Genomic DNA, 22,257 nt, shown 5'->3' with positions numbered 1-22,257 from the left:
AAGCGCGCCTAGAGATAGAGCGCGCTTTTCTTTGTCCTAAATTTAATACTACCACTCAATACAATCGGTATTAAAGAGACTCTGGTCTGCCTTTATTTCGTTTTCCCATAAGATACGCATCTCGAAACTTTATAAAGTGATCCTCAAGCTTTTTAGCTGCATCCAGTTCACCCGCAAGTGCTAGCACTAAAATACCCACTTCAGCTGTGCCTAACTGATGCGCGTGAGGCGCAACTCGTAAACGGTAGTCTGATAACTTATCAGCTGTAATAGACAATACGGGCAAGTTATCTAAATATGGACTTTTACGAATCATTTTTTTCGCTTCACGCCATGTGCCATCCAAAAAGATAAACAGCGGCCTTTTACCATGCTCAATATTTACTTGTGTAATTGCCCGCCCCGCTTCTACATCTTCAGCAGGAAAAATAACCATTGGCTGATATTGCTCATCATTAATGAGCGCTATTAGCGCATCATCTGGGTTAGTTCTATCCCATTTAAAAGCATGGTTATCGGGTATAATTTCGGCAATTAAACGCCCCGTATTCGAAGGTTTAAAACTTTCGTTATGATACATTAATAAGCACACTGCAGCATCGCACTGCGCTTTCTCTACGCCTTCACAAATACAGTAGTGCTTTGCAATTAAGCATTGCTCACAACGTGCTAACTTAGCGCCACGGGCATTAAATTCGCGACGAGATTCACTAATTTGCTGAGCGCGTAATACCAGTACTGAATTATGGGAAGAGTGAGTCACTGTGATTAATTACCTTAAATTTGATCGGCGCATATTGTAGCTAAAAACGTGATGAATAGCTATCAGCTATCAGCTATCAGCTATCAGCTATCAGCTATCAGCTATCAGCTATCAGCTATCAGCTATCAGCTATCAGCTATCAGCTATCAGCTATCAGCTATCAGCTATCAGCTCATAATAAAATGGCATTTTATTAAAGCAAGTTTTGTTTATGTTTGGATTAACAGCTATAAAAACAAAAAACCCAAGCCGAAGCTTGGGTTTTAAAAAAGCGTTGCTAGTTAAAAGAATTTACTTCTTCTTTTTAACTGCTTTTTTGTTTGGTAAATCAGTGATTGAACCTTCAAAAATTTCAGCTGCAAGGCCAATTGATTCGTTCAATGTTGGGTGAGCATGAATAGTAAGTGCTAAGTCTTCACCATCTGCACCCATTTCAATACCTAAACCGATTTCGCCAAGCATTTCGCCCGCGTTAATACCAATCATAGCACCACCAATTATACGACCGCTTTCTTTATCAAAAATAAGCTTTGTAGAACCCTCAGTACGAGAAGATGCAATTGCACGACCTGAAGCAGCCCACGGGAATACCGCAGTTTCAATGCTTAAACCTTGCTCTTTAGCTTCTTTCTCAGTAACACCTACCCATGCAATTTCTGGGTCAGTGTAGGCAATTGAAGGAATACATTTAGGGTCGAAGAAATGCTTCTGACCAGAGATAACTTCAGCAGCAACATGACCTTCATGAACCGCTTTATGCGCAAGCATAGGCTGGCCAACTAAGTCACCAATTGCAAAAATGTTGCTTACATTAGTGCGTAACTGTTTATCAACGTTAATAAAGCCGCGCTCATCTACATTTACGCCTGCTTTTTCAGCATCAAGTAAATTACCGTTAGGCGTACGACCTACTGCAACAAGTACTTTGTCGTAACGTACTGGCTCAGCGGGTGCATTTTTACCTTCAAATGTAACGTATAAGCCATCGTCTTTCGCTTCAACAGCAACAACTTTAGTTGAAAGCATAACGTTAAACTTATCGCTTACGTATTTTTGGTAAATTTTGATAATATCTTTATCAGCTGCAGGAACTAATTGATCAGCAAATTCTACTACATCAATGGCAGAACCTAATGCGCGGTAAACAGTTCCCATTTCAAGACCGATGATACCACCACCTAAAACAAGTAGTTTTTCAGGAATATCTTTAAGCTCTAATGCGCCAGTTGAGTCAATTACACGGTCATCTTCTGGAATGAAAGGTAAATTAACTGGTTTTGAACCTGCGGCAATAATCGCATTGTCGAACGTGATAGTAGTTGTTCCGTCAGCACCTTCAACAGCTAAAGTGTTGCTACCCGTAAATTTACCATAGCCTGGTACAACTTTAACTTTACGCATTTTAGCCATGCCGTCTAAGCCGCCCGTAAGCTGACCAACAACAGACTCCTTCCAAGAGCGGATTTTGTCTAAGTCAATTTGTGGTGCGCCAAAAGTAACACCATGAGATGACATTTCTGCAGCGTCATCAATTACTTTAGCTACGTGTAAAAGTGCTTTTGAAGGAATACAACCCACATTAAGACAAACACCACCTAATGTTTCACGTGATTCTACTAGTGTAACTTCTAAGCCCAAGTCAGCAGCACGGAAAGCTGCAGAGTAACCACCTGGGCCACCGCCTAGTACAACAACTTGAGTTTTTAATTCGTTGCTCATGCTATTACCTTAATTGTTTGAACGGGACACTGCCCTAAAATTTAACTGCCATGTTTCTGCATGGGCAGAAAATCAGAGCAATTCACAAATAGTGCAAAGATTGTATCATTGCATATAGTAAAAATCCCAGCTAAAAACAACTGGCTGGGATTTGATTTGATTTTATTTTTCTTGCTAACATCAATTGAATTAAATTAGCGAGCAATTATTGCGACAGATAAATAGCGCTATAACAAGGTAGAAATTACGCTGTATAGTTTTACCTATACCAGTAATTTCTGACGCCGTGAAAGTGCTATTTAAATCCCTAGAACGATCGCCTTTTTAATAAAATTGATATCACATCACTAATTGACGTATATCGCTCATGTAGCTCGCAAGCGTTGCTGTAAAGCGTGCAGCTAGTGCACCGTCAATCACACGGTGATCGTATGACATAGACAGCGGAACCATTAATTTAGGCTCAAACTCTTTACCGTTCCACTTAGGTTTCATTTCAGATTTAGATACACCTAAAATAGCTACCTCTGGTGCGTTAACAATCGGCGTAAATGCCGTACCGCCAATACCGCCTAAGCTTGAAATGGTAAAACAGCCGCCTTGCATGTCTGATGCAGTTAGCTTGCCTTCACGCGCTTTTTTAGATACTTCCATTAGCTCACGAGATAGCTCAATAATGCCTTTTTTGTCCACGTCTTTAAACACAGGAACAACTAAGCCATTAGGCGTATCTACAGCCACACCAATATTAATGTACTTTTTAAGAATCAAGCTTTCGCCATCTTCAGACAGCGACGAGTTAAACGTTGGGAACTCTGCAAGTACTTTAGCTGCGGCTTTCATCACAAACACAAGTGGTGTAATTTTAACGCCAAGCTTTTTCTTCTCGCTTAAAACGTTTTGTTCTTTACGGAATACTTCAAGGCTTGTGATATCTGCTTCGTCAAACTGTGTAACATGCGGGATTTGTACCCAGTTACGGTGTAGGTTTTTACCCGACAGCTTTTGAATGCGAGACAGTTTTTTCTCTTCAATTTCACCAAATTTAGCAAAATCTACTTTTGGCCAAGGAATTAAGCCAAGCTCACTACCACCAGAGTTACCTGCAGATGCTGAAACTTGACCAGACTCAACTTGCTTAACCAGCTGCTTAACATAGTTTTGCACGTCTTCTTTAACCACACGGTTTTTACGACCCGTGCCTTTAACGTTTGCTAGGTTAATACCAAACTCACGTGCTAAACGACGAACAACTGGCGATGCATGAGCATACGCGCTATTGTTTTCAAAACTTTCGTTGCTAACTTTAGCTACAGGCGCAGCCTGTGCTGGCGCTGACTCTGTTTTAGCAGGTGCCGCCGCTGGCTTTTGTTCAGCAGATGCTGAAGCTTTTGCTGGCGCACTGCCCGCAACTTCAAATACAAAAATAAGTGAACCAGTTTTAACTTTATCGCCCGCTGCTACTTTAATTTCTCGAACTATACCTGCAAATGGCGCAGGTACTTCCATAGCTGCTTTGTCGCCTTCAACGTTCAAGATAGATTGCTCTTCTTCAACAGTATCACCAACAGCAACCATGATTTCAGTTACTTCAACTTCATCGTCACCAATATCAGGGACGTTTACTTCTTTTGAGCTTGATGCTGAACTTTCAGCAGGCGCTTCTGGTGAAGACGTTTGCTTAGGTGCATCAGATGCGGGTGCGCTCGAACCGGCAACCTCAAAAACAAATACTAATGAACCTGTTTTTACTGTATCGCCAGTAGCTACTTTTATTTCTTTTACAGTACCTGCAAACGGTGCAGGTACTTCCATAGCCGCTTTGTCGCCTTCAACGTTTAAGATAGATTGCTCTTCTTCTACGGTGTCGCCAACAGCAACCATGATTTCGGTTACTTCAACTTCATCATCACCAATATCTGGTACGGTTACTTCTTTAGTTGAAGAACCTGAAGCTTGAGCCGGTGCTGTTGATTCAGCAGGTGCTTCTGGTGCTGCATCAGCACCAGCGCTTTCGCCTTCAAATATAAACACTAAAGAGCCCGTTGTTACCGTGTCGCCAACATTTACTTTAATTTCTTTTACAGTACCCGCTTGCGCAGCAGGTACTTCCATTGAGGCTTTATCGCCTTCAACAGTCAGTAAAGATTGGTCAACATCTACTTTGTCACCAACGCTTACTAAGATTTCGGTTACTTCTACGTCATCGCCACCGATATCTGGAACATTAATTTCAATACTCATTGCAAACCTCTTATGCGTACAGTGGGTTTAGTTTATTGGTGTCGATGTTGAACTTCTTAAGCGCGTCAACAACCACAGACTTTTCAACTTCACCGCGTTTAGCAAGTTCAGATAACGTTGCAACAACAACGTAGCTTGCGTTAACTTCAAAGTGACGACGTAAGTTTTCACGACTATCAGAACGACCGTAACCATCAGTACCCAACACTTTATAGTTATTGCTAGGAATAAATGAACGGGCTTGCTCTGCGTAGTTTTTCATGTAATCGGTAGCGGCGACAGTTACTGAGTCGTTTAATACGCTCGTAATGTAAGCTGTTTTTTGCTCGCTTTCTGGGTTAAGCATGTTGAAACGCTCAACATCTTGACCATCACGGGTAAGCTCATTGAATGACGTTACAGAGTAAACGTCTGATGCAATGCCGTAATCTTCACTTAAAATTGCCGCTGCTTTGCGTACTTCCGTCATGATAGTACCTGAGCTTAATAGCTGTACGTTGGCTTTTTTACCTTCGTAGCTTTCAAGCTTGTAAATACCTTTACGAATACCTTCTTCAGCGCCTTCTGGCATTGCTGGCTGATGATAGTTTTCGTTCATAAGCGTTAGGTAGTAATAAATGTTTTCTTGGTTTTCACCGTACATACGACGAATACCATCTTGAACAATGACTGCTACTTCAAATGCGTACGTTGGGTCATAAGAAATACAGTTAGGAACCGTATTTGCAAGAATATGGCTGTGGCCATCTTCATGCTGCAAGCCTTCACCATTTAGCGTAGTACGACCAGCCGTAGCACCTAATAAGAAACCACGTGCTTGTTGGTCACCCGCCATCCATGCCATGTCGCCAACACGTTGGAAACCGAACATAGAGTAGTAAATGTAGAATGGGATCATTGGTAAATCGTTCGTGCTGTATGATGTTGCAGCAGCCACCCATGACGACATTGCACCTAGCTCGTTAATACCTTCTTGAAGTACCTGCCCTGATGTTGCTTCTTTATAGTAAGACACAATATCACGGTCTTGAGGGGTGTAGTTTTGACCATGCGGGTTGTAAATACCAATCTGGCGGAATAAACCTTCCATACCAAAGGTACGCGCTTCATCGGCAATAATTGGAACAATATTTTTACCAATGCCTTTATCTTTTAATAGAATATTAAGTGCACGAACAAAGCCCATTGTGGTTGAAATATCACGTTTTTGCTCTTCAAGTAATGGCTTAAACGCTTCTACTTCTGGCAACTGTAACTTCTCAGAAAACTCAGCAATACGCGTTGGTGTATAACCTTTTAAGTCTTTACGACGAGCATGCAAGTACTTGTACTCTTCAGAGCTTTCATCAAGCTCTAAGTAAGGTAAGTCTTTAATTGCTTCTTCAGAGACTAAATCTTGTAGGCCTAAACGGTCACGTAAGTGTTCAACATGACTCATGTCCATTTTTTTCACTTGGTGCGCAATGTTTTTACCTTCAGCTGCTTCACCCATGCCGTAACCTTTTACAGTTTTAGCTAGGATCACAGTAGGACGGTCGTTAGTTTGCTCAGCCTTTTTGAATGCTGCGTAAAGTTTTGATGGCTCATGACCACCACGCTTAAGTGCAAAAATTTCGTCATCGGTCATATCTGCAACAAGGGCTGCTGTTTCTGGGTAACGACCAAAGAAATGCTCACGAACGTACGCGCCATCTTTTGCTTTGTATGTTTGGTAATCGCCGTCAATAGTTTCGTTCATTAACTGCAGTAATTTACCTGTTGTATCTTTAGCAAGCAGAATATCCCAGCCGCTTCCCCATACCACTTTAATTACGTTCCAACCAGCACCTTTAAACAGGCCTTCTAGTTCTTGAATAATTTTGCCATTACCCATTACTGGGCCATCTAAACGCTGTAAGTTACAGTTAATTAAGTAACATAGGTTGTCTAGCTTTTCACGAGCAGCGAACGAGATTGCACCACGTGATTCTGGCTCATCCATTTCACCGTCACCTAAAAACGCATATACACGTTGGTTTTTAGTGTCTTTTAAACCGCGGCCGTCTAGGTATTTTAAGAAACGCGCTTGGTAAATAGATGCAATTGGACCTAAACCCATTGATACCGTTGGAAACTGCCAAAATTCAGGCATTAATTTAGGGTGTGGGTACGACGGTAAACCTTTACCATCTACTTCTTGGCGGAAGTTGTCTAGTTGAGCTGCACTTAAACGCCCTTCAACAAATGCACGCGCGTATATACCCGGAGAAATATGGCCTTGGTAATAAACTAAGTCACCACCGTCTACCTCGTTTGGCGCTTTAAAAAAGTGGTTAAAACACACTTCATAAAATGCTGCTGACGATTGGTAAGACGCCATATGGCCGCCTAAGTCGAGATCTTTTTTAGATGCACGCAGAACGATCATAATCGCGTTCCAACGAATAATTGAACGAATACGGCGTTCAAGGTTCACATCACCTGGGTAAGCAGGCTCTTGATCTACAGGAATAGTATTAACGTAGTTCGTGGTAATACCCGTTGGCATATCAACGCCATCTAAGCGGGCTTGCTCTAATACTTGCTCAAGTAAGTACTGAGCTCGTTCAACACCTTCTTCGCGCACAACTGATTCAAGAGCTTGTAACCACTCTTGTGTTTCTAGCGCGTCTACGTCAATTTTATTGACTTCAGACATATGGAGGTTTCCTTATGTTTAAAATACGAATGTTGTTAATTTAATACAACTGATACTTAACTTAGTGTGTTCAAGTAATAGAGTATTAGCTTAATTTTGTTTTGTGCGTCTTAAACTACGTTCAATTCGCGAATATTCTTTGCCCGCTTCAAGTAATGCTTCTTCAATAAACGCTAAATGCGCATTACTTGCTAAACGAGCTTGCTCTGGATTGCCGTCTATTACGGCATCCATTAACAAACGCCTGTGCTCGGCTAACTGACTGCTAATAGCAGGTTTTTCTAATAAAACCGTTAAATTTTGCAATACGTTTTGCTCAAGCAGCGCTTGCATCCCTCTCACCAAGTGCAATAACACAACATTATGTGAGGCCTCAGCCACACTAAAATGAAAGGCATTAATTGCTTTTGCTTTTTGCTGTAGGTCATCATGCGAAAGCGCAATTTGATCAAAGCTTTGTTTTACTTTAGTAAAATCATTACTCGTTCCTCGTAGTGCTGCGTAGTAAGCAGCAATACCTTCTAGTGCATGACGAAATTCGAGTAAATCAAATTGTGATTCAGGGTGTTTACTTATCAGCTCAAACAACGGATCAGTTAACCCTTCTTCCAGCTGATTTTTTACAAACGTACCACCGCCTTGACGACGCGTAACGAGCCCTTTTGCTTCTAGCTTTTGAATGGCCTCGCGCAGCGAAGGACGAGACACTTCAAACTGTTTTGCTAGTTCACGCTCTGGAGGCAGCTTTTCTCCTGGTGCTAACGAGCCCTCAAGAATCATATTCTCAAGTTGCTGTAAAATAACATCAGATAATTTTGCTGCTTTAATCTTTAAAGACATGAATCAACGTCCGCGTTGTATAAATACCAAGCCCTAAAATTTGGGCTTAAAGTTATAAGATTTACCCAAAAGGTAAATTGGTCATACCAAGAATTTGCAATACGTTATCAAAAACCCATATAGCTGTCAATTTACAGGTTACTTGCACGGGGATATTAGCGTAACGCATTTTGAACGAAGATCAAACAATACACAATATAGCTTAATTTTGAGTAACTGATAAGGTGGTCATTCAAATGGTCTGACCAGATGGGTTTAGAGTTTTAACTCTATTTCAAGGGAGGGGCTGATCGCTATGTTTAAATAGGAAAGGTAACCAAAAAGCAAAGCACTTTGACATCAATAAGTGCTTTGCTTTTAAATTGGCTGTAAAAATAAATAAGGTGTTAAGACAAACCGCCAAACAGGGTAAGTAATGCAATTAAAACTAAATAAAAGAGCACATTACGCTTAACTAATTTAATCATACACGTTGCCTCGTAAGTGCAACCATAATAACGCTTTTCTACTTGCTCTGCTGCAAGCGCAGTATAGGTGACGACCTTTCGGTTAGGGCTTGAAAAATCAAGCGCATAATGTAACCAGCAGCTAGTGCCTTTATTAAAGTTACCAATCACTAAGTAACCAAAACTCGCTATACGTGCGGGTAACCAATCCAACCAAAATAGTAGTTTATGTATAAGCTTAAAATGTTTAACAAATATTACTTTGTGGTTGTCTCGTACTAAATCAGCAAAGGTACGTACAAGAGCATATAAAACAGCGCCTGGTGCACCCAAAACCACAAACCAAAAAATAACCGCACAGTAAAATCTAAAGTTTACCCAAGCAAGTGTTTGTCCAAAGGTTTCACCGCCTTGTTGATCTTCAGTGCGTTTTTGCCCCATTTGCAATGCATATAAAGACGCCGCAGTACCATCATCTCGCGTAAGTGCATTTAAATATGCTTTATATAAAGCACGCTGCTTTGCACAACCAAAACAAACAAGTAAAACAGCAATATTAATAGCAAGCTCCCACAACACAAAGTTTGACAAGCTATAAATGCATGCCATGGCTACTACAGGTAAAAACAGCCAAATTAAAAAGCCAATTGCCGAACTAAATAAACCGTTATGGGCAAGTAAGCGATCGGAGCGCTTTAAATAGCCATTGGCGTAATAGCTTATTTGCCAATAGTTAGACCGTGCCCCTAAACGCTCTAAAATTAACGCTAAAATAATAGAAACTAAAATCATGACAGTGACTCTCTCAACTTGGTTGCTCAAGCATATTTAAAAATAATGGCCAGTTAAAGCTAAGGCCGGGGTCTGTTTTACGACCAGGTGCAATATCGCAGTGCCCCACAATACGCGAAGGGGTAATTTTTGGATAGCGCTGCATTATAGATTTACTTAAATCACATAACGAGGCGTACTGAGCGCTGGTATAAGCCGTTGTATCGGTACCTTCAAGCTCAATACCAATACTGTAATTATTGCATGCAGTTTGTCCTTCATATTCAGATACGCCCGCATGCCAAGCCCGCTTGTTAAATGGCACGTATTGGACCACCTCACCGGTGCGTTTAATAAAGCAATGTGCTGAGACGCGCAGCCCTTTTAAATCACTAAAACTTGTATGGGCATTGCAATCAATACACCCCATAAATAAATCATCCACAAAGGGGGTACCAAACTGCCCTGCAGGGAGTGAAATATTATGAATGACCAACAAGGTAATATCTGTGTGTTCTGGGCGCTCATCATAGTGCGTACATGCTCGCTGAGTTGCAGCTTTTAAAACCCCATTTAAATCTATTGCCATTGCATTATTACCAAACTATTCATAACCTTGATGCTAAAGGATTTATAAAAATAATGATAGTAACCAAACCCCGCCTAAATAGGTAAGCAATTAAAAGCGCCTTACATTTTGCTATTAAAGCTCTAAGCTATACTCTAATAATTAAAAGCGCTTCTATTCATTATTTAAACATAGTAAAATTTTCTTTAATTTATTAATGCTTATGAGCTTTTAGCTATGTCTATTTCGCACACTTTACTTAGTCAACTTGTTACCCTTGCGCTCGACGAAGACTTAAACTACCAAACCGCAGCCGATGGAGATATTACCGCTCAGCTTATCCCACAAAACGAGCAAGCAAGTGCCAAAGTTATAACCCGTGAAGATTGCATATTTTGTGGAAAAGACATCATAATTGAAGTGTTCAAACAAGTGGACCCAACAGTACAAGTATCAGTACTGGTAAACGATGGCGACGTTGTCACTGCCAACAGCACATTATTTACAGCAAAAGGATCAGCCCGCGCAATTTTAACCGCTGAGCGCACCGCACTTAACTTTGTACAAACACTTTCTGGCACAGCAACAACCACAGCGCATTATGTAAAAGAGCTCAGCGGCACAACGACACAATTACTCGATACCCGCAAAACGATTCCAGGACTCAGAGCGCTGCAAAAATATGCAGTAAAATGCGGCGGTGGCGCAAACCACCGTATTGGGTTGTTTGATGCGTTTTTAATTAAAGAAAACCATATAGCAGCCTGCGGAGGTATAGACAAAGCCGTTGCTCAGGCAAAACTAAACCACCCAAGTAAACCGGTTGAAGTTGAGGTTGAGTCGCTTCAAGAGCTAAAGCAAGCCATAGACGCAGGCGCCGATATTATCATGCTTGATAACTTTAGCGTTGAACAAATTAAGCAAGCGGTTGTTTTAACTAACAAACGCGCTAAATTAGAAGTGTCTGGCAATATGACGTTAGAAACACTCAAAACGTATTCTCAAGCGGGTGTCGACTTTATATCTAGCGGCGCATTAACAAAAAACTTACAATCAATCGATTTATCGATGCGTTTTGAATGATACATAGCCAAAGTAATAATTTAGTTCTACATTTAATAAATGCTAAAGCGTTGACAAGTTAAAACAAAAGTAATTTAATAGTTAAAAATAACTAATTGTAACAATTTGTTAAATTAATTAGCTGTTTTAGGAAAAGTAACGTGCTATTAACTAAAATAAAATGATACACTTGTATTGCTTTATTATAAAAGTTCGTCATAAATAATGAGTTATGAACTTTTAAATTAAAGTTAATAAGCAACTTAAGCTATTTATTCCTACACTTTTATTGGCTGCTGGTAGACTTTATTTGTATCCAATTTATAAATAGCAAGTTATACATAAAATATAATGAATTCACACCTAGCTTTTGTGTTTCATACCCTGAAGCTAAAGTGCAGTTATAGCGCAGATAATCTTATTCAAACCGAGAGATAGCGCAAAAAGTTTATTTTAAGCAAAACTGTAAAGTAAATCAGTTAAATTAAGTTCGGCATTTTGCCAATTAAGTGATTTAACTTACACAATCTATCCTTTAGGAGAGGAAACATGAAAACAATGACTCAAAAACAACAGGGTTTCACCCTAATCGAATTAATGATTGTTGTAGCAATCATCGGTATTCTTGCTGCAATTGCACTCCCGCAGTACCAAGATTATACAGCGAAATCACAAGCAACCGCTTGTTACCAAGAAATTGTGCCTGGTAAAACTCAATTTGAAATATTAACGTTAGATGGTACTGGGGTTACAGCAAACACTACCAGCGGTGCGCAAATCGGCTTAGGTGAAGCAAATTCTTGCTCTAATCATGCTGTTACAGCAACTACTATTGTAGGTACTATGCAAGGTAGTGCTCCTATCGACGGTGAAACTCTTACACTCTCTCGTGATGCTACTACTGGTGCATGGACTTGTGCTGCGAGTGCGGGTGTTACTGATACTTCATTGTTACCTGCAGAGTGTCGATAGTAAACCATATTGAACTCCTAAAAACCCGCTCTCGAGATTATGAGAAAAAACGGTTTTTCTATAACTGAATTAATGGTATCAATACTTATACTCGCTATTTTAGCGAGTATAAGCTTTTCCATATATCAAAAATTTTATGCAAGGACTCTCGTCCTTAGTTGCTTTGCTGAAATATCAACTGCACGTTCCGCTTTTGAAATAATAAAAAATGAAAATATTGATATCATACCCTCTGATAACCTAACTCAGTTAAACATTAATTCGGCAATATCCTGTAAGCATCATCAATTAAAAATAGATGAGATAATTGGTCATATAGCAGATGGAAAAAACGTATCAGGCTCAAAAGTAAGTTTAACTAGAGATCCATTAAGTGCAGAATGGCAATGTCATATTTATGACTGGCCACCTACATTTCAAATTGATTACCTTCCTAATGGTTGTATATTGAACTAAGTTACATAGACTAATCGAGGCACTAAATGTCTACAAAAAATGATAAAAAAGACATAGGTACATTCCAATGGGTAGGAGTAAGTGCCCGAGGGAAGAAACTTGAAGGAGAGCTCACAGGTAATAGCATTGCACTTGTTAAAGCACAATTGCGTAAGCAGGGTATTACACCTTCAAAAGTAAAGCGTAAGCCAAAGCCTTTATTTGGTATTCAAAGTGTTCAAAAAATCACCCCTAAAGATATAGCGCTTGTTACACGCCAAATCGCTACCATGTTAATGGCGGGTGTACCGCTTATTCAAGCTATTGAAATGATTGGCTCAGGCTCAACCAACAAAAGTGTTGGTAAACTAATGGAAACCATTGGCGATGAAGTAAAAGCAGGTCAACCTTTATCGCAAGCACTTAGAAAGCACCCTCGTTATTTTGACGACTTATATTGTGACTTAGTGGCATCGGGTGAGCAATCTGGTGCACTTGATAAAATATTTGATCGTGTTGCATTATACAAAGAAAAATCTGAAGCGCTTAAGTCAAAAATTAAAAAAGCCATGTTTTATCCAATATCTGTATTAGTCATTGCAGGTATTGTAACTTCTATTTTGCTAATTTTCGTAGTGCCACAGTTTCAGGATATATTTGCGGGTTTTGGTGCTGAACTACCCGCATTTACTTTATTTGTAATTGGCATATCTGAATTTATGCAAGAATATTGGTGGGTGATTTTAATTGCAATTGTTGGTTTTGGTTATGCATTTAAAGAAGCAAAACTCAGGAGCTTAAAGCTCAGAGATGCAACCGACAGAGCTATATTAAAGCTCCCTGTTATTGGTATGATTTTAAATAAAGCCGCTGTTGCACGCTATGCGCGTACACTTTCAACCACTTTTGCTGCAGGTGTACCACTCGTTGATGCGCTTGACTCTGCTGCAGGTGCCTCGGGTAACGCAGTGTACCGTTATGCTATTTTAGATATTAAAGCCGAAGTAAGCTCAGGTAACCAAATGAACTGGGCTATGCGTAACTCTAAAATATTTCCTGATATGGTAATTCAAATGGTTGCCATTGGTGAAGAATCTGGCTCACTCGATGGCATGCTGGCAAAAGTAGCGACTATTTACGAGCAAGAGGTTGACGATGCGGTTGATGGCCTTTCAAGCCTGTTAGAACCACTTATTATGGCCGTGCTTGGTGTACTTGTGGGTGGATTGATTATTGCTATGTATTTGCCTATTTTCCAGTTAGGCTCTGTAATTTAATTAATCAAATTTACAGAAATTAAAGAGAGCCTTATTTTTATAAGGTTGGCGATTTAGTCTTCTCATTTGCTCTCTTTAACTTCTCTTTGTGATAATTGTTTTCACTTAATTTTTTGCCCTCTAATTTTTAGAATAATTTTCAGGTATGTAATGCAAAGTATTATTGAAGTAATGCAAAGCCAACTGTGGTTTTATTTAACCACGGTTGGCTTAGTTAGTTTATGTGTGGGTAGTTTTTTAAACGTAGTTATTTACCGTTTACCACTTATGATGCAGCGAGAGTGGCAAAGCGAGTGTAGGCTATTATTAGATGATGAGCTCAATACAAACCAAGCTAAACCAAAAAATACCAGCGAACCTTTTAATCTTGTAAAACCAAATTCCACCTGCCCTAAATGCAAAACGGCCATTAAGCCTTGGCAAAATATTCCTATTATTAGCTGGTTAATACTTAAGGGTAAATGCGCAAGTTGCTGTAACCCTATCTCTATTCGTTACCCTGCGGTTGAGGCTGTTACGGCTCTATTAAGTTTAGTGGTTGCTTATACCTTTGGCGCAACAGAACAAGCATTATTATACATAGTGATCACGTGGGCACTTGTAGCACTGACCTTTATTGATATAGACCACATGCTACTGCCCGATCAGCTAACTTTACCGCTTGTTTGGCTGGCACTTATTGCCGCCGTTGCCGGAATTACAATTACACCAACCGATGCCATTATAGGTGCCGCCCTTGGTTATTTAAGCTTGTGGAGTGTTTTTTGGTTATTTAAATTGCTCACAGGCAAAGAAGGCATGGGCTATGGCGACTTTAAACTGTTAGCGTTATTTGGTGCTCTGTTAGGCTGGCAATCGTTACTCACTATAATACTGCTTTCAAGTGTTGTTGGCGCCATTATCGGTATCGCTTTATTAAGTATTCAGGGTAAAGATAAGGCAACGCCCATTCCATTTGGTCCTTACTTAGCAATAGCCGGGTGGATCACGTTACTGTGGGGTAACCAATTACAAAGCGCGTATTTTAACTTAATTGGGTACTAACTTGAGTGCTAACTAAAATGAGTGACACCATAAATAAAACATCACCTTGGGTTCTTGGCTTAACAGGCGGTATAGGCTGTGGCAAAACGGCTGTAAGTAATATGCTTGAGCAGCTTGGCATTACAATAGTTGACGCCGACATTATTGCGCGCCAAGTCGTAAAGCCTAAAAGCGATGGCTTAAATGCCATTGTAAGAAAGTTTGGTCAAAGCATTTTATTGAGCGATGGCACACTAAACAGAAGCGCTTTACGTGAACGTATTTTTACTAATAGTGCCGACAAAGAATGGCTAAATAATTTATTGCATCCACTCATTAGAAACAAAATACATAACGACCTTACTGCCGCAAAAAGTCCATATGTAGTACTTGTAGCACCACTTTTGTTTGAAAACGGGCTAGATAAATTGTGTAACCGAACGCTACTGATTGATATCCCTCAATGTGTACAAATAGAGCGCACAGCTTCGCGTGATAATGTAAGTGTAGAGCAAGTAAAAGCGATTATTGCAGCGCAAATGTCACGCGAAGATAAACAAAAAAAAGCCGATGATATTTTAAATAACGACCGTGCACTTAACGACGTTAACCACGACTTATTAACGCTACATAAACGTTATCTGCACAAGGCACAAATGCAAGCAACTTAAATTGTAAAATCGAGTCAAAACAACCTAATCTCCTATATTAATTAATAAATTTAGCCTAGATTGTGAAGAGTAATTTAATCCCCTTCTTTTTTCTGATAAATTACTCTCTCTGAAGGATTAAAAAGGTGCGCAATGAATATTAACTCACCGTTATTAAGAAAGTTTCTTACGCTTGGGCGTATTGATGCCGATACGGTAAAAGCAAAGCAGCAAGAGTTTGCCTCAACCGCTGAACTGATTTCTAAATGTGGAAAAATAGACAGTAAAGAGTTAGCAGAGCAATGTATTGATTTGTTTCGTGTTCCCTATTTTGATTTAAAAGACTTTGATCCTGCGTCTATTCCTGCCGATCTTGTAAAAGAAAAACTGATCCGCAAACACCATATTTTACCGTTGGTACAAAAAGGCCGAAAAGTGTATGTGGCAGCCTCTGATCCAACCGATTACGGCGCCTTCGAAAACTTTGAATTTAGTACCGGCTTTTCATGCGAAATCGTCGTTGTTGATTATATTCAGCTCGATAATAAAATTGAGCAATTGCTAGATGCAACCGGCAGCTTAAATTTAAGCGATGATGAGTTTAAAGAGTTTGCCGACCTAGATACAGAAAGCCAAAAAGAATCAGCACCGCAAGATGACGACAAAGACGATGCCCCAATTATTGTGTACATTAATAAAATTTTAATGGACGCGATAAAAAAAGGCGCATCGGATCTACATTTTGAACCTTACGAGCATAAGTACCGAATTCGTTTTCGTATTGATGGCATTTTACACGAAGTGGCAAGTCCGCCTAATACATTAGCAACCAAGCTTTCTGCTCGTATTAAAGTAATGTCGCGACTTGATATTGCCGAAAAGCGTAAACCACAAGATGGCCGAATTAAATTAAAAATTACTGAACGAAAAAGTATCGATTTTCGTGTCAGTACTATGCCCACGCTGTGGGGCGAAAAAATAGTAATGCGTATTCTTGATTCATCAAGCGCTATGCTAGGTATTGATGTACTTGGTTACGAAGAAGAACAGAAAAAGCTATACATGGATGCACTTGGTCAACCACAAGGTATGATACTCGTTACAGGCCCAACCGGTTCAGGTAAAACGGTATCGCTTTATACGGGTTTAAACATATTAAACCAACCTGAGCGAAACATTAGTACCGCTGAGGATCCGGTTGAGATAAACCTTGAAGGAATAAACCAAGTACAAATTAACCCCAAAGCCGACATGACCTTTGCTAATGCATTGCGTGCGTTTTTACGTCAAGATCCCGATGTAGTTATGGTAGGTGAAATACGTGACCTTGAAACCGCAGAAATTTCAATAAAAGCGGCGCAAACGGGCCACTTGGTTTTATCTACGTTGCATACCAATTCAGCGCCAGAAACCATCACCCGACTACTAAATATGGGCGTTCCCGCCTATAACGTAGCCAGCTCCATTAGTTTGATTATTGCACAGCGGCTAGCACGTCGTTTATGCCCTAAATGTAAAACGCCAGAGCAACTGCCAAGCGAGGAGCTTTCTCGCCAAGGATTTAGCACAGCGCAAATTGAAGATATGACTTTATATGCACCTAAAGGGTGTGATGGCTGTACCGATGGTTACAAAGGCCGTGTAGGTATTTACGAAGTTATGCAAATCACACCAGAAATTGCACAAATAATTATGCGTGGCGGTAACTCATTAGAAATCGCTGAGGTATCATTAAAAGCCGGTTTTAATAATTTACGCCTATCGGGTTTACGTAAAGCCGCTGATGGTTTAACGTCACTCGCTGAAATAAACCGCGTAACTAATATGTAAGACTATTTAGCGCTTTGCTTACTTTAAATACAGCAAGCGCTAATGGTAACCTGTTGAGAGTAAAACATGCCTACTGTTGTAAATTGTCCAACCTGTAAAACAAATGTTGAGTGGTCTGAGCAAAGCCCTCACCGCCCATTTTGTTCTAAGCGTTGCCAACTCATTGATCTGGGTGAGTGGTCGTTTGAAAATAATAAAATTTCAGCGCCAATCACATCGGCTGATCAAATAAGCCAAGACATGATTGAAGACATAGAAGCCATGATGGCTAAAAACGAAGATGACTTTTTTAAGTAATGTCATATAGTTTTTATGTAAACAAAAGCCAGCTAAATGCTGGCTTTATAGTACTCACTTAAAAGTTAACCTCAGGGCCTGTTAGCTTTTTTGCTTACGGTGCTTTTTGCCCATACGCTTTTGTATTTTAGCAAACTTCTCTTGCTGCTCAGCGTTAAGTACCTGCATTACTTGATGCTGCGTTTTTAGCTTAATTAAACCAAACTCTTCGCCTTTACTTTGGCGTGCATTCAATAGCTCTTTAGCTGCATTTTCGTCAAATGTTGCTGCGCTAAGTAATGCGTCCATTTTTGCTTTGTGCGCTTCACGCATCGCTTTACGCGCTTCTTTATTGCCGCCTCGTAGGGCTTTCATTTGCGTTTTCTGTGCTTCAAAAATAGCTTTAAGCTTCGTCTGCTGCTCGTCGGTTAAATCAAGTTTTTCGGCGCCGCGCTCAGAGAGTAAAAAACGCGCTTGAGAGTGGCCTTGCTTATCATTCATGCCGCCTTTAGCTAGTACGCTACCTGCACCAAGTGTGGCTGTTGCTAAGCCACAAATAAGTACCAATTTTGAAAGTGTATTTACTTTAGTCATAATCATCACCTTAACTGTTGGGTTGGTTGTGGTTGGCTGTCGTGTAATTGCTTAGCCAGTGAGTTAACTATAACTAACTCAACGCAAAGTAACGCAAAGCAGTGTAAAGGTTGTGTAAAGATTCACTTTTGAGCAATTAAGGGCGTAAAATAAAGAAATGAAATATTGCCTAAGGGTTTGTAAATGAAACTATTAATGATTGACGATGATACGGGTCTTTGTGAATTACTAAGCGAATACCTTTCTGCCCAAGGGTTTGAAGTACAGAGCGTACACGACGGCGAACAAGGCCTAAAGTTAGCACAGGCCAACGACTACGCATTAATATTGCTTGACGTCATGCTACCTACTTTAGATGGCTTTGAAGTACTAAAACAGCTTAGGCAAACAAAACTTACGCCCGTTATTATGCTCACTGCGAAAGGGGAAGACTTTGACCGTATTTTTGGATTAGAGCTTGGCGCTGACGACTACATACCAAAGCCGTTTAATCACAGGGAGTTACTAGCCCGCGTAAAAGCGATTACACGTCGTATAGAGCATATAAACAGCTTAAATATCAACACAACTAATAAGCTGCTTGTAAATGGTGTAACAATTAACCTTGCAGCAAGAGAAGCCTCTATTGATGAGAATACACTCACGCTTACTGGCACAGAGTACGAAATACTGGCGCTTTTATGTAAAAACGCCAGCCAAGTTGTTAGTAAAGAGCAAATTAGTGAAGAAGTGCTAGGCAGGCGCTTAGCATCGTTCGACCGCTCTATTGATATGCATGTAAGTAATATCCGAAAAAAAATAGCAGAGCACATTAAAACAGAACGAATTAAAACAATGCGAGGCAGCGGTTATGTTTTCATCCAAGGCGAGTAAATCAGGCGCTTTATCTTGGCTTAAGCACCCTCGGCATTATTTATTTTTTAAAATATTTGTTTGGTTTTGGCTAACCATTATTGGCACCGTTACTGCGCTTGTTTTTTTAAGTAATATCAGTGTACTGAACTTAGTAAGTAATGAACCCTTACATGGCCCGATGGAAAAAAACCTAGCTTATACCGCAAGAAGTATTGAGCGCTCTGCATATAAGCATAAGCGTTCGCTTGAGAGTATTCTTTCGCATCCACGCTTATCTAAACGTAAGCTTTTATATTTAAGCGCTGAGCAATCAGATATTTCTTTTACCAATAAAGAAACACCTATAAACATAGACCTAAGCCTTCTTAATTTTACCAAAAACATGCCACCGCAAATTGTTTTTACTGAGCAATATCAAGCCTTTGGACCAGTTCAATTAACCGTCCCCGAAGGAGTATTTTATTTATATGAAATTGACATAAACAATCAGCCACCTCTGTTTATACGCTTAAAGCTAATGCCCGGCTGGATCAAAGTATCTATTGCAATTATTGCCTCTTTAATTTTAAGTTTTCTGTTTAGTCGTAACTTAATTGCACCAATTAACAGCCTTAAAAAAGCAGCTATAAAACTATCTTCTGGCGATTTAAGCGCACGTGCTGCTATTTCAACTAACAGAAAAGATGAGCTAGGGGTACTTGGTCGAGACTTTAATAGTATGGCAAACCAGTTAGAACTATTAATAAGCTCACAAAAACGCTTGCTTGCTGACATATCCCATGAGCTACGTTCGCCACTTACCCGCTTAAAAATGGCAACAGGTCTTGCTCAAATGCAAGCAAACGAAGCAAGTCAGCCCTACTTAGTAAGAATAGAAAAAGAAGCGAACCAGCTCGACAAAATGATTGCTGACGTTTTGCAAGTCTCTCGTTTAGAGGCGAAAAGCCAAACCCTTGCAATGCAAAAGCAATCACTAAACGTTATTGTTGAACATGTTTTAAACGATGCAAAATTTGAAGCAAAACAATATGATAAGCAGCTAACAATATCTGGCGATACAAAAGTAACCATTAACTGCGATGAAGCCCTTATTGCCAGCGCGCTTGAAAACCTACTGCGTAATGCAATTAAGTATGCAAATAACACTATAAATATAAAGCTATCGCATGCAGATACCGTGCATATTGAAATATGTGATGATGGCCCTGGCGTCCCAAATAACCAGCTTGATAAGCTATGTGAGCCTTTTTTTAGGCAGTCTGATGCAAGAGATAGAGTCAGTGGCGGAACCGGTTTAGGCTTAGCTATCGCAAAAAATGCAATTACAGCTCATAATGGCACCTTAGTTTTATCGAACAAAGATCAGGGCGGCTTGTGTGCTAATATCACACTGCCAATAATCAAAGAGTAAACCATGTTTTATAGTAGTGAGCGCGAGCTTAAAGGTAACCAATCAGCCATTAATGATTTTTATCAAAACACATTAGTTAAAGCGTATTTAAATACGCCTAATGGGCAGTTATTTTACGCGCATGCCCAGCCAGATAAAGCTCATGTTGCCATAGTTATTAGCTCAGGTAGAATCGAAGGGCTCGATAAATACAAAGAGTTGTTATGGGAACTTTATACTAATAATTTTGCTGTTTTTATTGTTGACCACCAAGGACAGGGGCGCTCTTACCGCTATTTAAAAAATAAACATAAGGGCTATGTAAATAATTTTGGTGACTACAGTGCCGATCTTAATTTATTTAACACCCAAATAGTCGACACCGTTTGGCAAGGTAAAAAACTATTAGTGAGCCACTCGATGGGCGGTGCTATTGCATTTGATTATTTGGCAAACTATGAGCATAGTTTTAGCGGTGCGTTTTTATCAGCCCCTATGTTTGATATACACACAAAAGGTATTCCAAAGCCTTTAGCCCGAATAATTGCAAGTAATGCAGTACGTCTTGGTTTTCAGTTTAGCTATGCCCTTGGGCAAACCGACTACACTCCAGAAGAGTTCCCTTTAAACGTATTAACAAGTTGCGAATTACGCTACAACCTATTTAGGCAAACATATAATGAGGAGCCTTTACTACAACTTGGCGGGGTTACCTATGGGTGGCTAAATTCAACCTTTACTTTTTTATCATCAATAGATGAGCTTGATGTTGATATTCCACTTTATATTGCAAGCGCAAAAAACGATGTAGTTGTCGATAATGAAGCGCACTACAGACTAGCTAATAAGTACGCGAATATTACCCTAGAAAGCTTTGCTGACGCCAAGCACGAACTATTCTTTGAATGTGATGAAGTACGCCAGCCAGTGCTTAAGAGTCTGTATAAGTTTTGTGACTCGGTGACGGCTTAGTCAGAACCGATAGCGGATCGAGGTGGATTAATATATCAACCTCAGATTCAAAACGAGCACCTATCATCGCTTCAACTTCATCGGCCACAGTATGAGCTCGAATTAGACTTAAATGGTCATCAAGCTCTAAATGCATTTGAATAAACTTAATTTTACCACCCTGGCGAGTACGGATCCCGTGTACGCCATGCACATCGCTGTGCTCTTTAGCAATATCAAAAATGCTTTGCTTTTCATCGTCTGGCAGTTCTTTATCCATTAAATGATCAGCGCTATCTCTGGCAATATCCCAACTATTATAAAGTAGGTAACCTGCTACCCCTATTGCAAAAATAGGATCGGCATACATCATTCCGTAATAAGATAGAGCAATCGCAATTAAAACTGCTGCGTTTAAAATCAAATCACCTTTGTAATGCACCGAATCTGCTTTTATAGCAATCGACTCGGTATGCTGAATAACCTTAGTTTGTACAAAAACAATGACCAGAGTACATGCAATTGCAAAAGCACTTACCCATACACCTAATAATGAATGTGTAAGCTCTATAGGGTTAAATAAGCGCTCTATACCATGAAATGCCAGTAAACAGCCCGAGCCTGCAATAAATGCAGCTTGCCCAAGCCCTGCTAACGCCTCGGCTTTACCGTGGCCAAACCGATGATCATCATCGGCTGGACGCAGTGCATAGCCTAAAACTAAAAAACTCATAAATGTAGCGGTAATGTCCATCAATGAGTCTGTCAAGGAGCCAAGCATTGAAGCAGAGCCTGAAGCAAGCCAGGCCCACGCCTTTGCCGCAATCATTAAACTCACCATTATCATGGTAATAATACTAGAGGCTTTAACCCAAAATTCGTAACTGCGGTTATGCACAATTTTATCCGCTAAT

The 22,257-nt window shown here is 40.0% G+C and carries 20 protein-coding genes; 11 read left to right on the top strand and 9 right to left on the bottom strand.

Going from position 1 to position 22,257, the window contains the following annotated elements; translation table 11 throughout:
* Positions 1-70: 70 nt before the first annotated feature.
* The 7 genes from ACFI34_RS04510 to ampD all read right to left on the bottom strand — a co-directional run bounded on the left by ACFI34_RS04510 (position 71) and on the right by ampD (position 10,049).
* Positions 71-763 carry a tRNA-uridine aminocarboxypropyltransferase gene (locus ACFI34_RS04510; protein WP_462672564.1) on the bottom strand — a complete coding sequence of 231 codons (693 nt, stop codon included), beginning with the start codon at positions 761-763 and terminating at the stop codon, positions 71-73.
* Between the two features lie 291 nt (positions 764-1,054).
* A complete protein-coding gene (gene lpdA / locus ACFI34_RS04505) occupies positions 1,055-2,482 on the bottom strand; it encodes a dihydrolipoyl dehydrogenase (protein WP_006794548.1) in 1,428 nt (475 codons plus the stop codon).
* 339 nt (positions 2,483-2,821) lie between these two features.
* The gene (gene aceF / locus ACFI34_RS04500) at positions 2,822-4,726 is read right to left on the bottom strand and encodes a pyruvate dehydrogenase complex dihydrolipoyllysine-residue acetyltransferase (RefSeq protein WP_462672563.1); all 1,905 of its coding nucleotides are present in this window, start codon (positions 4,724-4,726) and stop codon (positions 2,822-2,824) included.
* 10 nt (positions 4,727-4,736) lie between these two features.
* Complete coding sequence (aceE, locus tag ACFI34_RS04495; protein WP_462672562.1) at positions 4,737-7,403, bottom strand: pyruvate dehydrogenase (acetyl-transferring), homodimeric type; 2,667 nt, start codon at positions 7,401-7,403, stop codon at positions 4,737-4,739.
* Positions 7,404-7,493: 90 nt separating this feature from the next.
* Positions 7,494-8,243 carry a pyruvate dehydrogenase complex transcriptional repressor PdhR gene (pdhR, locus tag ACFI34_RS04490; RefSeq protein ID WP_462672561.1) on the bottom strand — a complete coding sequence of 250 codons (750 nt, stop codon included), beginning with the start codon at positions 8,241-8,243 and terminating at the stop codon, positions 7,494-7,496.
* Positions 8,244-8,629: 386 nt separating this feature from the next.
* Positions 8,630-9,481, bottom strand: a complete 852-nt coding sequence (gene ampE, locus ACFI34_RS04485; RefSeq protein WP_462672560.1) for a beta-lactamase regulator AmpE — start codon at positions 9,479-9,481, stop codon at positions 8,630-8,632.
* 13 nt (positions 9,482-9,494) lie between these two features.
* Positions 9,495-10,049, bottom strand: coding sequence for a 1,6-anhydro-N-acetylmuramyl-L-alanine amidase AmpD (gene ampD, locus ACFI34_RS04480; RefSeq protein ID WP_462672559.1), 555 nt, complete (start codon positions 10,047-10,049; stop codon positions 9,495-9,497).
* 216 nt (positions 10,050-10,265) lie between these two features.
* Between ampD and nadC the strand changes: the two genes are divergently transcribed.
* The 8 genes from nadC (at position 10,266) to yacG (ending at position 17,574) form a co-directional block, all read left to right on the top strand.
* Positions 10,266-11,111, top strand: a complete 846-nt coding sequence (nadC, locus tag ACFI34_RS04475; RefSeq protein ID WP_462672558.1) for a carboxylating nicotinate-nucleotide diphosphorylase — start codon at positions 10,266-10,268, stop codon at positions 11,109-11,111.
* 528 nt (positions 11,112-11,639) lie between these two features.
* Positions 11,640-12,062: a pilin gene (locus ACFI34_RS04470; RefSeq protein ID WP_462672557.1), complete on the top strand. Its 423-nt coding sequence runs from the start codon at positions 11,640-11,642 to the stop codon at positions 12,060-12,062.
* Between the two features lie 39 nt (positions 12,063-12,101).
* On the top strand, positions 12,102-12,518 hold the full coding sequence (locus tag ACFI34_RS04465; protein WP_462672556.1) for a type II secretion system protein: 417 nt from the start codon (positions 12,102-12,104) through the stop codon (positions 12,516-12,518).
* Between the two features lie 26 nt (positions 12,519-12,544).
* Positions 12,545-13,774 (top strand): type II secretion system F family protein, encoded by a 1,230-nt coding sequence (locus ACFI34_RS04460; RefSeq protein WP_462672555.1) that lies wholly within the window; start codon positions 12,545-12,547, stop codon positions 13,772-13,774.
* Positions 13,775-13,924: 150 nt separating this feature from the next.
* Entirely contained in the window at positions 13,925-14,818 is an 894-nt protein-coding gene (locus ACFI34_RS04455; RefSeq protein ID WP_462672554.1) for a prepilin peptidase, read from the top strand.
* 17 nt (positions 14,819-14,835) lie between these two features.
* Complete coding sequence (coaE, locus tag ACFI34_RS04450) at positions 14,836-15,468, top strand: dephospho-CoA kinase (RefSeq protein WP_462672553.1); 633 nt, start codon at positions 14,836-14,838, stop codon at positions 15,466-15,468.
* Between the two features lie 132 nt (positions 15,469-15,600).
* Positions 15,601-17,277, top strand: a complete 1,677-nt coding sequence (gene pilB, locus ACFI34_RS04445; RefSeq protein WP_462672552.1) for a type IV-A pilus assembly ATPase PilB — start codon at positions 15,601-15,603, stop codon at positions 17,275-17,277.
* 66 nt (positions 17,278-17,343) lie between these two features.
* Positions 17,344-17,574: a DNA gyrase inhibitor YacG gene (yacG, locus tag ACFI34_RS04440; RefSeq protein WP_305472149.1), complete on the top strand. Its 231-nt coding sequence runs from the start codon at positions 17,344-17,346 to the stop codon at positions 17,572-17,574.
* Between the two features lie 81 nt (positions 17,575-17,655).
* Here the strand turns inward: yacG and ACFI34_RS04435 are convergent, their stop codons facing one another.
* Entirely contained in the window at positions 17,656-18,147 is a 492-nt protein-coding gene (locus ACFI34_RS04435) for a Spy/CpxP family protein refolding chaperone (RefSeq protein ID WP_462672551.1), read from the bottom strand.
* A gap of 183 nt (positions 18,148-18,330) precedes the next feature.
* Between ACFI34_RS04435 and ACFI34_RS04430 the strand changes: the two genes are divergently transcribed.
* Genes ACFI34_RS04430 through ACFI34_RS04420 form a run of 3 tightly spaced genes read left to right on the top strand, consistent with a single transcriptional unit; the run spans position 18,331 to position 21,364 of the window.
* Positions 18,331-19,020, top strand: coding sequence for a response regulator (locus ACFI34_RS04430; RefSeq protein WP_462672550.1), 690 nt, complete (start codon positions 18,331-18,333; stop codon positions 19,018-19,020).
* Positions 18,998-20,413, top strand: a complete 1,416-nt coding sequence (locus ACFI34_RS04425; protein ID WP_462672549.1) for an ATP-binding protein — start codon at positions 18,998-19,000, stop codon at positions 20,411-20,413. Before ACFI34_RS04430 ends, ACFI34_RS04425 begins: the two co-directional genes overlap by 23 nt.
* A gap of 3 nt (positions 20,414-20,416) precedes the next feature.
* Entirely contained in the window at positions 20,417-21,364 is a 948-nt protein-coding gene (locus ACFI34_RS04420; protein WP_462672548.1) for an alpha/beta fold hydrolase, read from the top strand.
* Here ACFI34_RS04420 and ACFI34_RS04415 read toward each other — a convergent pair.
* The gene (locus ACFI34_RS04415; RefSeq protein WP_462672547.1) at positions 21,324-22,241 is read right to left on the bottom strand and encodes a cation diffusion facilitator family transporter; all 918 of its coding nucleotides are present in this window, start codon (positions 22,239-22,241) and stop codon (positions 21,324-21,326) included. The two genes, ACFI34_RS04420 and ACFI34_RS04415, sit on opposite strands and share 41 nt — an antisense overlap.
* Between the last annotated feature and the right edge of the window lie 16 nt (positions 22,242-22,257).

The organism is Pseudoalteromonas sp. PSi26, from assembly GCF_054960575.1.
The sequence above is the reverse complement of the archived record's forward strand: the minus strand, read 5'-3'. Positions and strand labels throughout refer to the sequence as shown.

What these genes read in the sequence shown, in the direction of transcription:
- ACFI34_RS04465 (WP_462672556.1), top strand. Translation starts at nt 12,102, where the DNA reads ATGAGAAAAAACGGTTTTTCTATAACTGAATTAATGGTATCAATACTT.
- ACFI34_RS04470 (WP_462672557.1), top strand. Translation starts at nt 11,640, where the DNA reads ATGAAAACAATGACTCAAAAACAACAGGGTTTCACCCTAATCGAATTA.
- ACFI34_RS04435 (WP_462672551.1), bottom strand. Translation starts at nt 18,147, where the DNA reads ATGACTAAAGTAAATACACTTTCAAAATTGGTACTTATTTGTGGCTTA.
- nadC (WP_462672558.1), top strand. Translation starts at nt 10,266, where the DNA reads ATGTCTATTTCGCACACTTTACTTAGTCAACTTGTTACCCTTGCGCTC.
- aceF (WP_462672563.1), bottom strand. Translation starts at nt 4,726, where the DNA reads ATGAGTATTGAAATTAATGTTCCAGATATCGGTGGCGATGACGTAGAA.
- ACFI34_RS04425 (WP_462672549.1), top strand. Translation starts at nt 18,998, where the DNA reads ATGTTTTCATCCAAGGCGAGTAAATCAGGCGCTTTATCTTGGCTTAAG.
- yacG (WP_305472149.1), top strand. Translation starts at nt 17,344, where the DNA reads ATGCCTACTGTTGTAAATTGTCCAACCTGTAAAACAAATGTTGAGTGG.
- lpdA (WP_006794548.1), bottom strand. Translation starts at nt 2,482, where the DNA reads ATGAGCAACGAATTAAAAACTCAAGTTGTTGTACTAGGCGGTGGCCCA.
- ACFI34_RS04455 (WP_462672554.1), top strand. Translation starts at nt 13,925, where the DNA reads ATGCAAAGTATTATTGAAGTAATGCAAAGCCAACTGTGGTTTTATTTA.
- ACFI34_RS04430 (WP_462672550.1), top strand. Translation starts at nt 18,331, where the DNA reads ATGAAACTATTAATGATTGACGATGATACGGGTCTTTGTGAATTACTA.
- pdhR (WP_462672561.1), bottom strand. Translation starts at nt 8,243, where the DNA reads ATGTCTTTAAAGATTAAAGCAGCAAAATTATCTGATGTTATTTTACAG.
- ampE (WP_462672560.1), bottom strand. Translation starts at nt 9,481, where the DNA reads ATGATTTTAGTTTCTATTATTTTAGCGTTAATTTTAGAGCGTTTAGGG.
- aceE (WP_462672562.1), bottom strand. Translation starts at nt 7,403, where the DNA reads ATGTCTGAAGTCAATAAAATTGACGTAGACGCGCTAGAAACACAAGAG.
- coaE (WP_462672553.1), top strand. Translation starts at nt 14,836, where the DNA reads ATGAGTGACACCATAAATAAAACATCACCTTGGGTTCTTGGCTTAACA.
- ACFI34_RS04460 (WP_462672555.1), top strand. Translation starts at nt 12,545, where the DNA reads ATGTCTACAAAAAATGATAAAAAAGACATAGGTACATTCCAATGGGTA.
- ACFI34_RS04420 (WP_462672548.1), top strand. Translation starts at nt 20,417, where the DNA reads ATGTTTTATAGTAGTGAGCGCGAGCTTAAAGGTAACCAATCAGCCATT.
- ampD (WP_462672559.1), bottom strand. Translation starts at nt 10,049, where the DNA reads ATGGCAATAGATTTAAATGGGGTTTTAAAAGCTGCAACTCAGCGAGCA.
- pilB (WP_462672552.1), top strand. Translation starts at nt 15,601, where the DNA reads ATGAATATTAACTCACCGTTATTAAGAAAGTTTCTTACGCTTGGGCGT.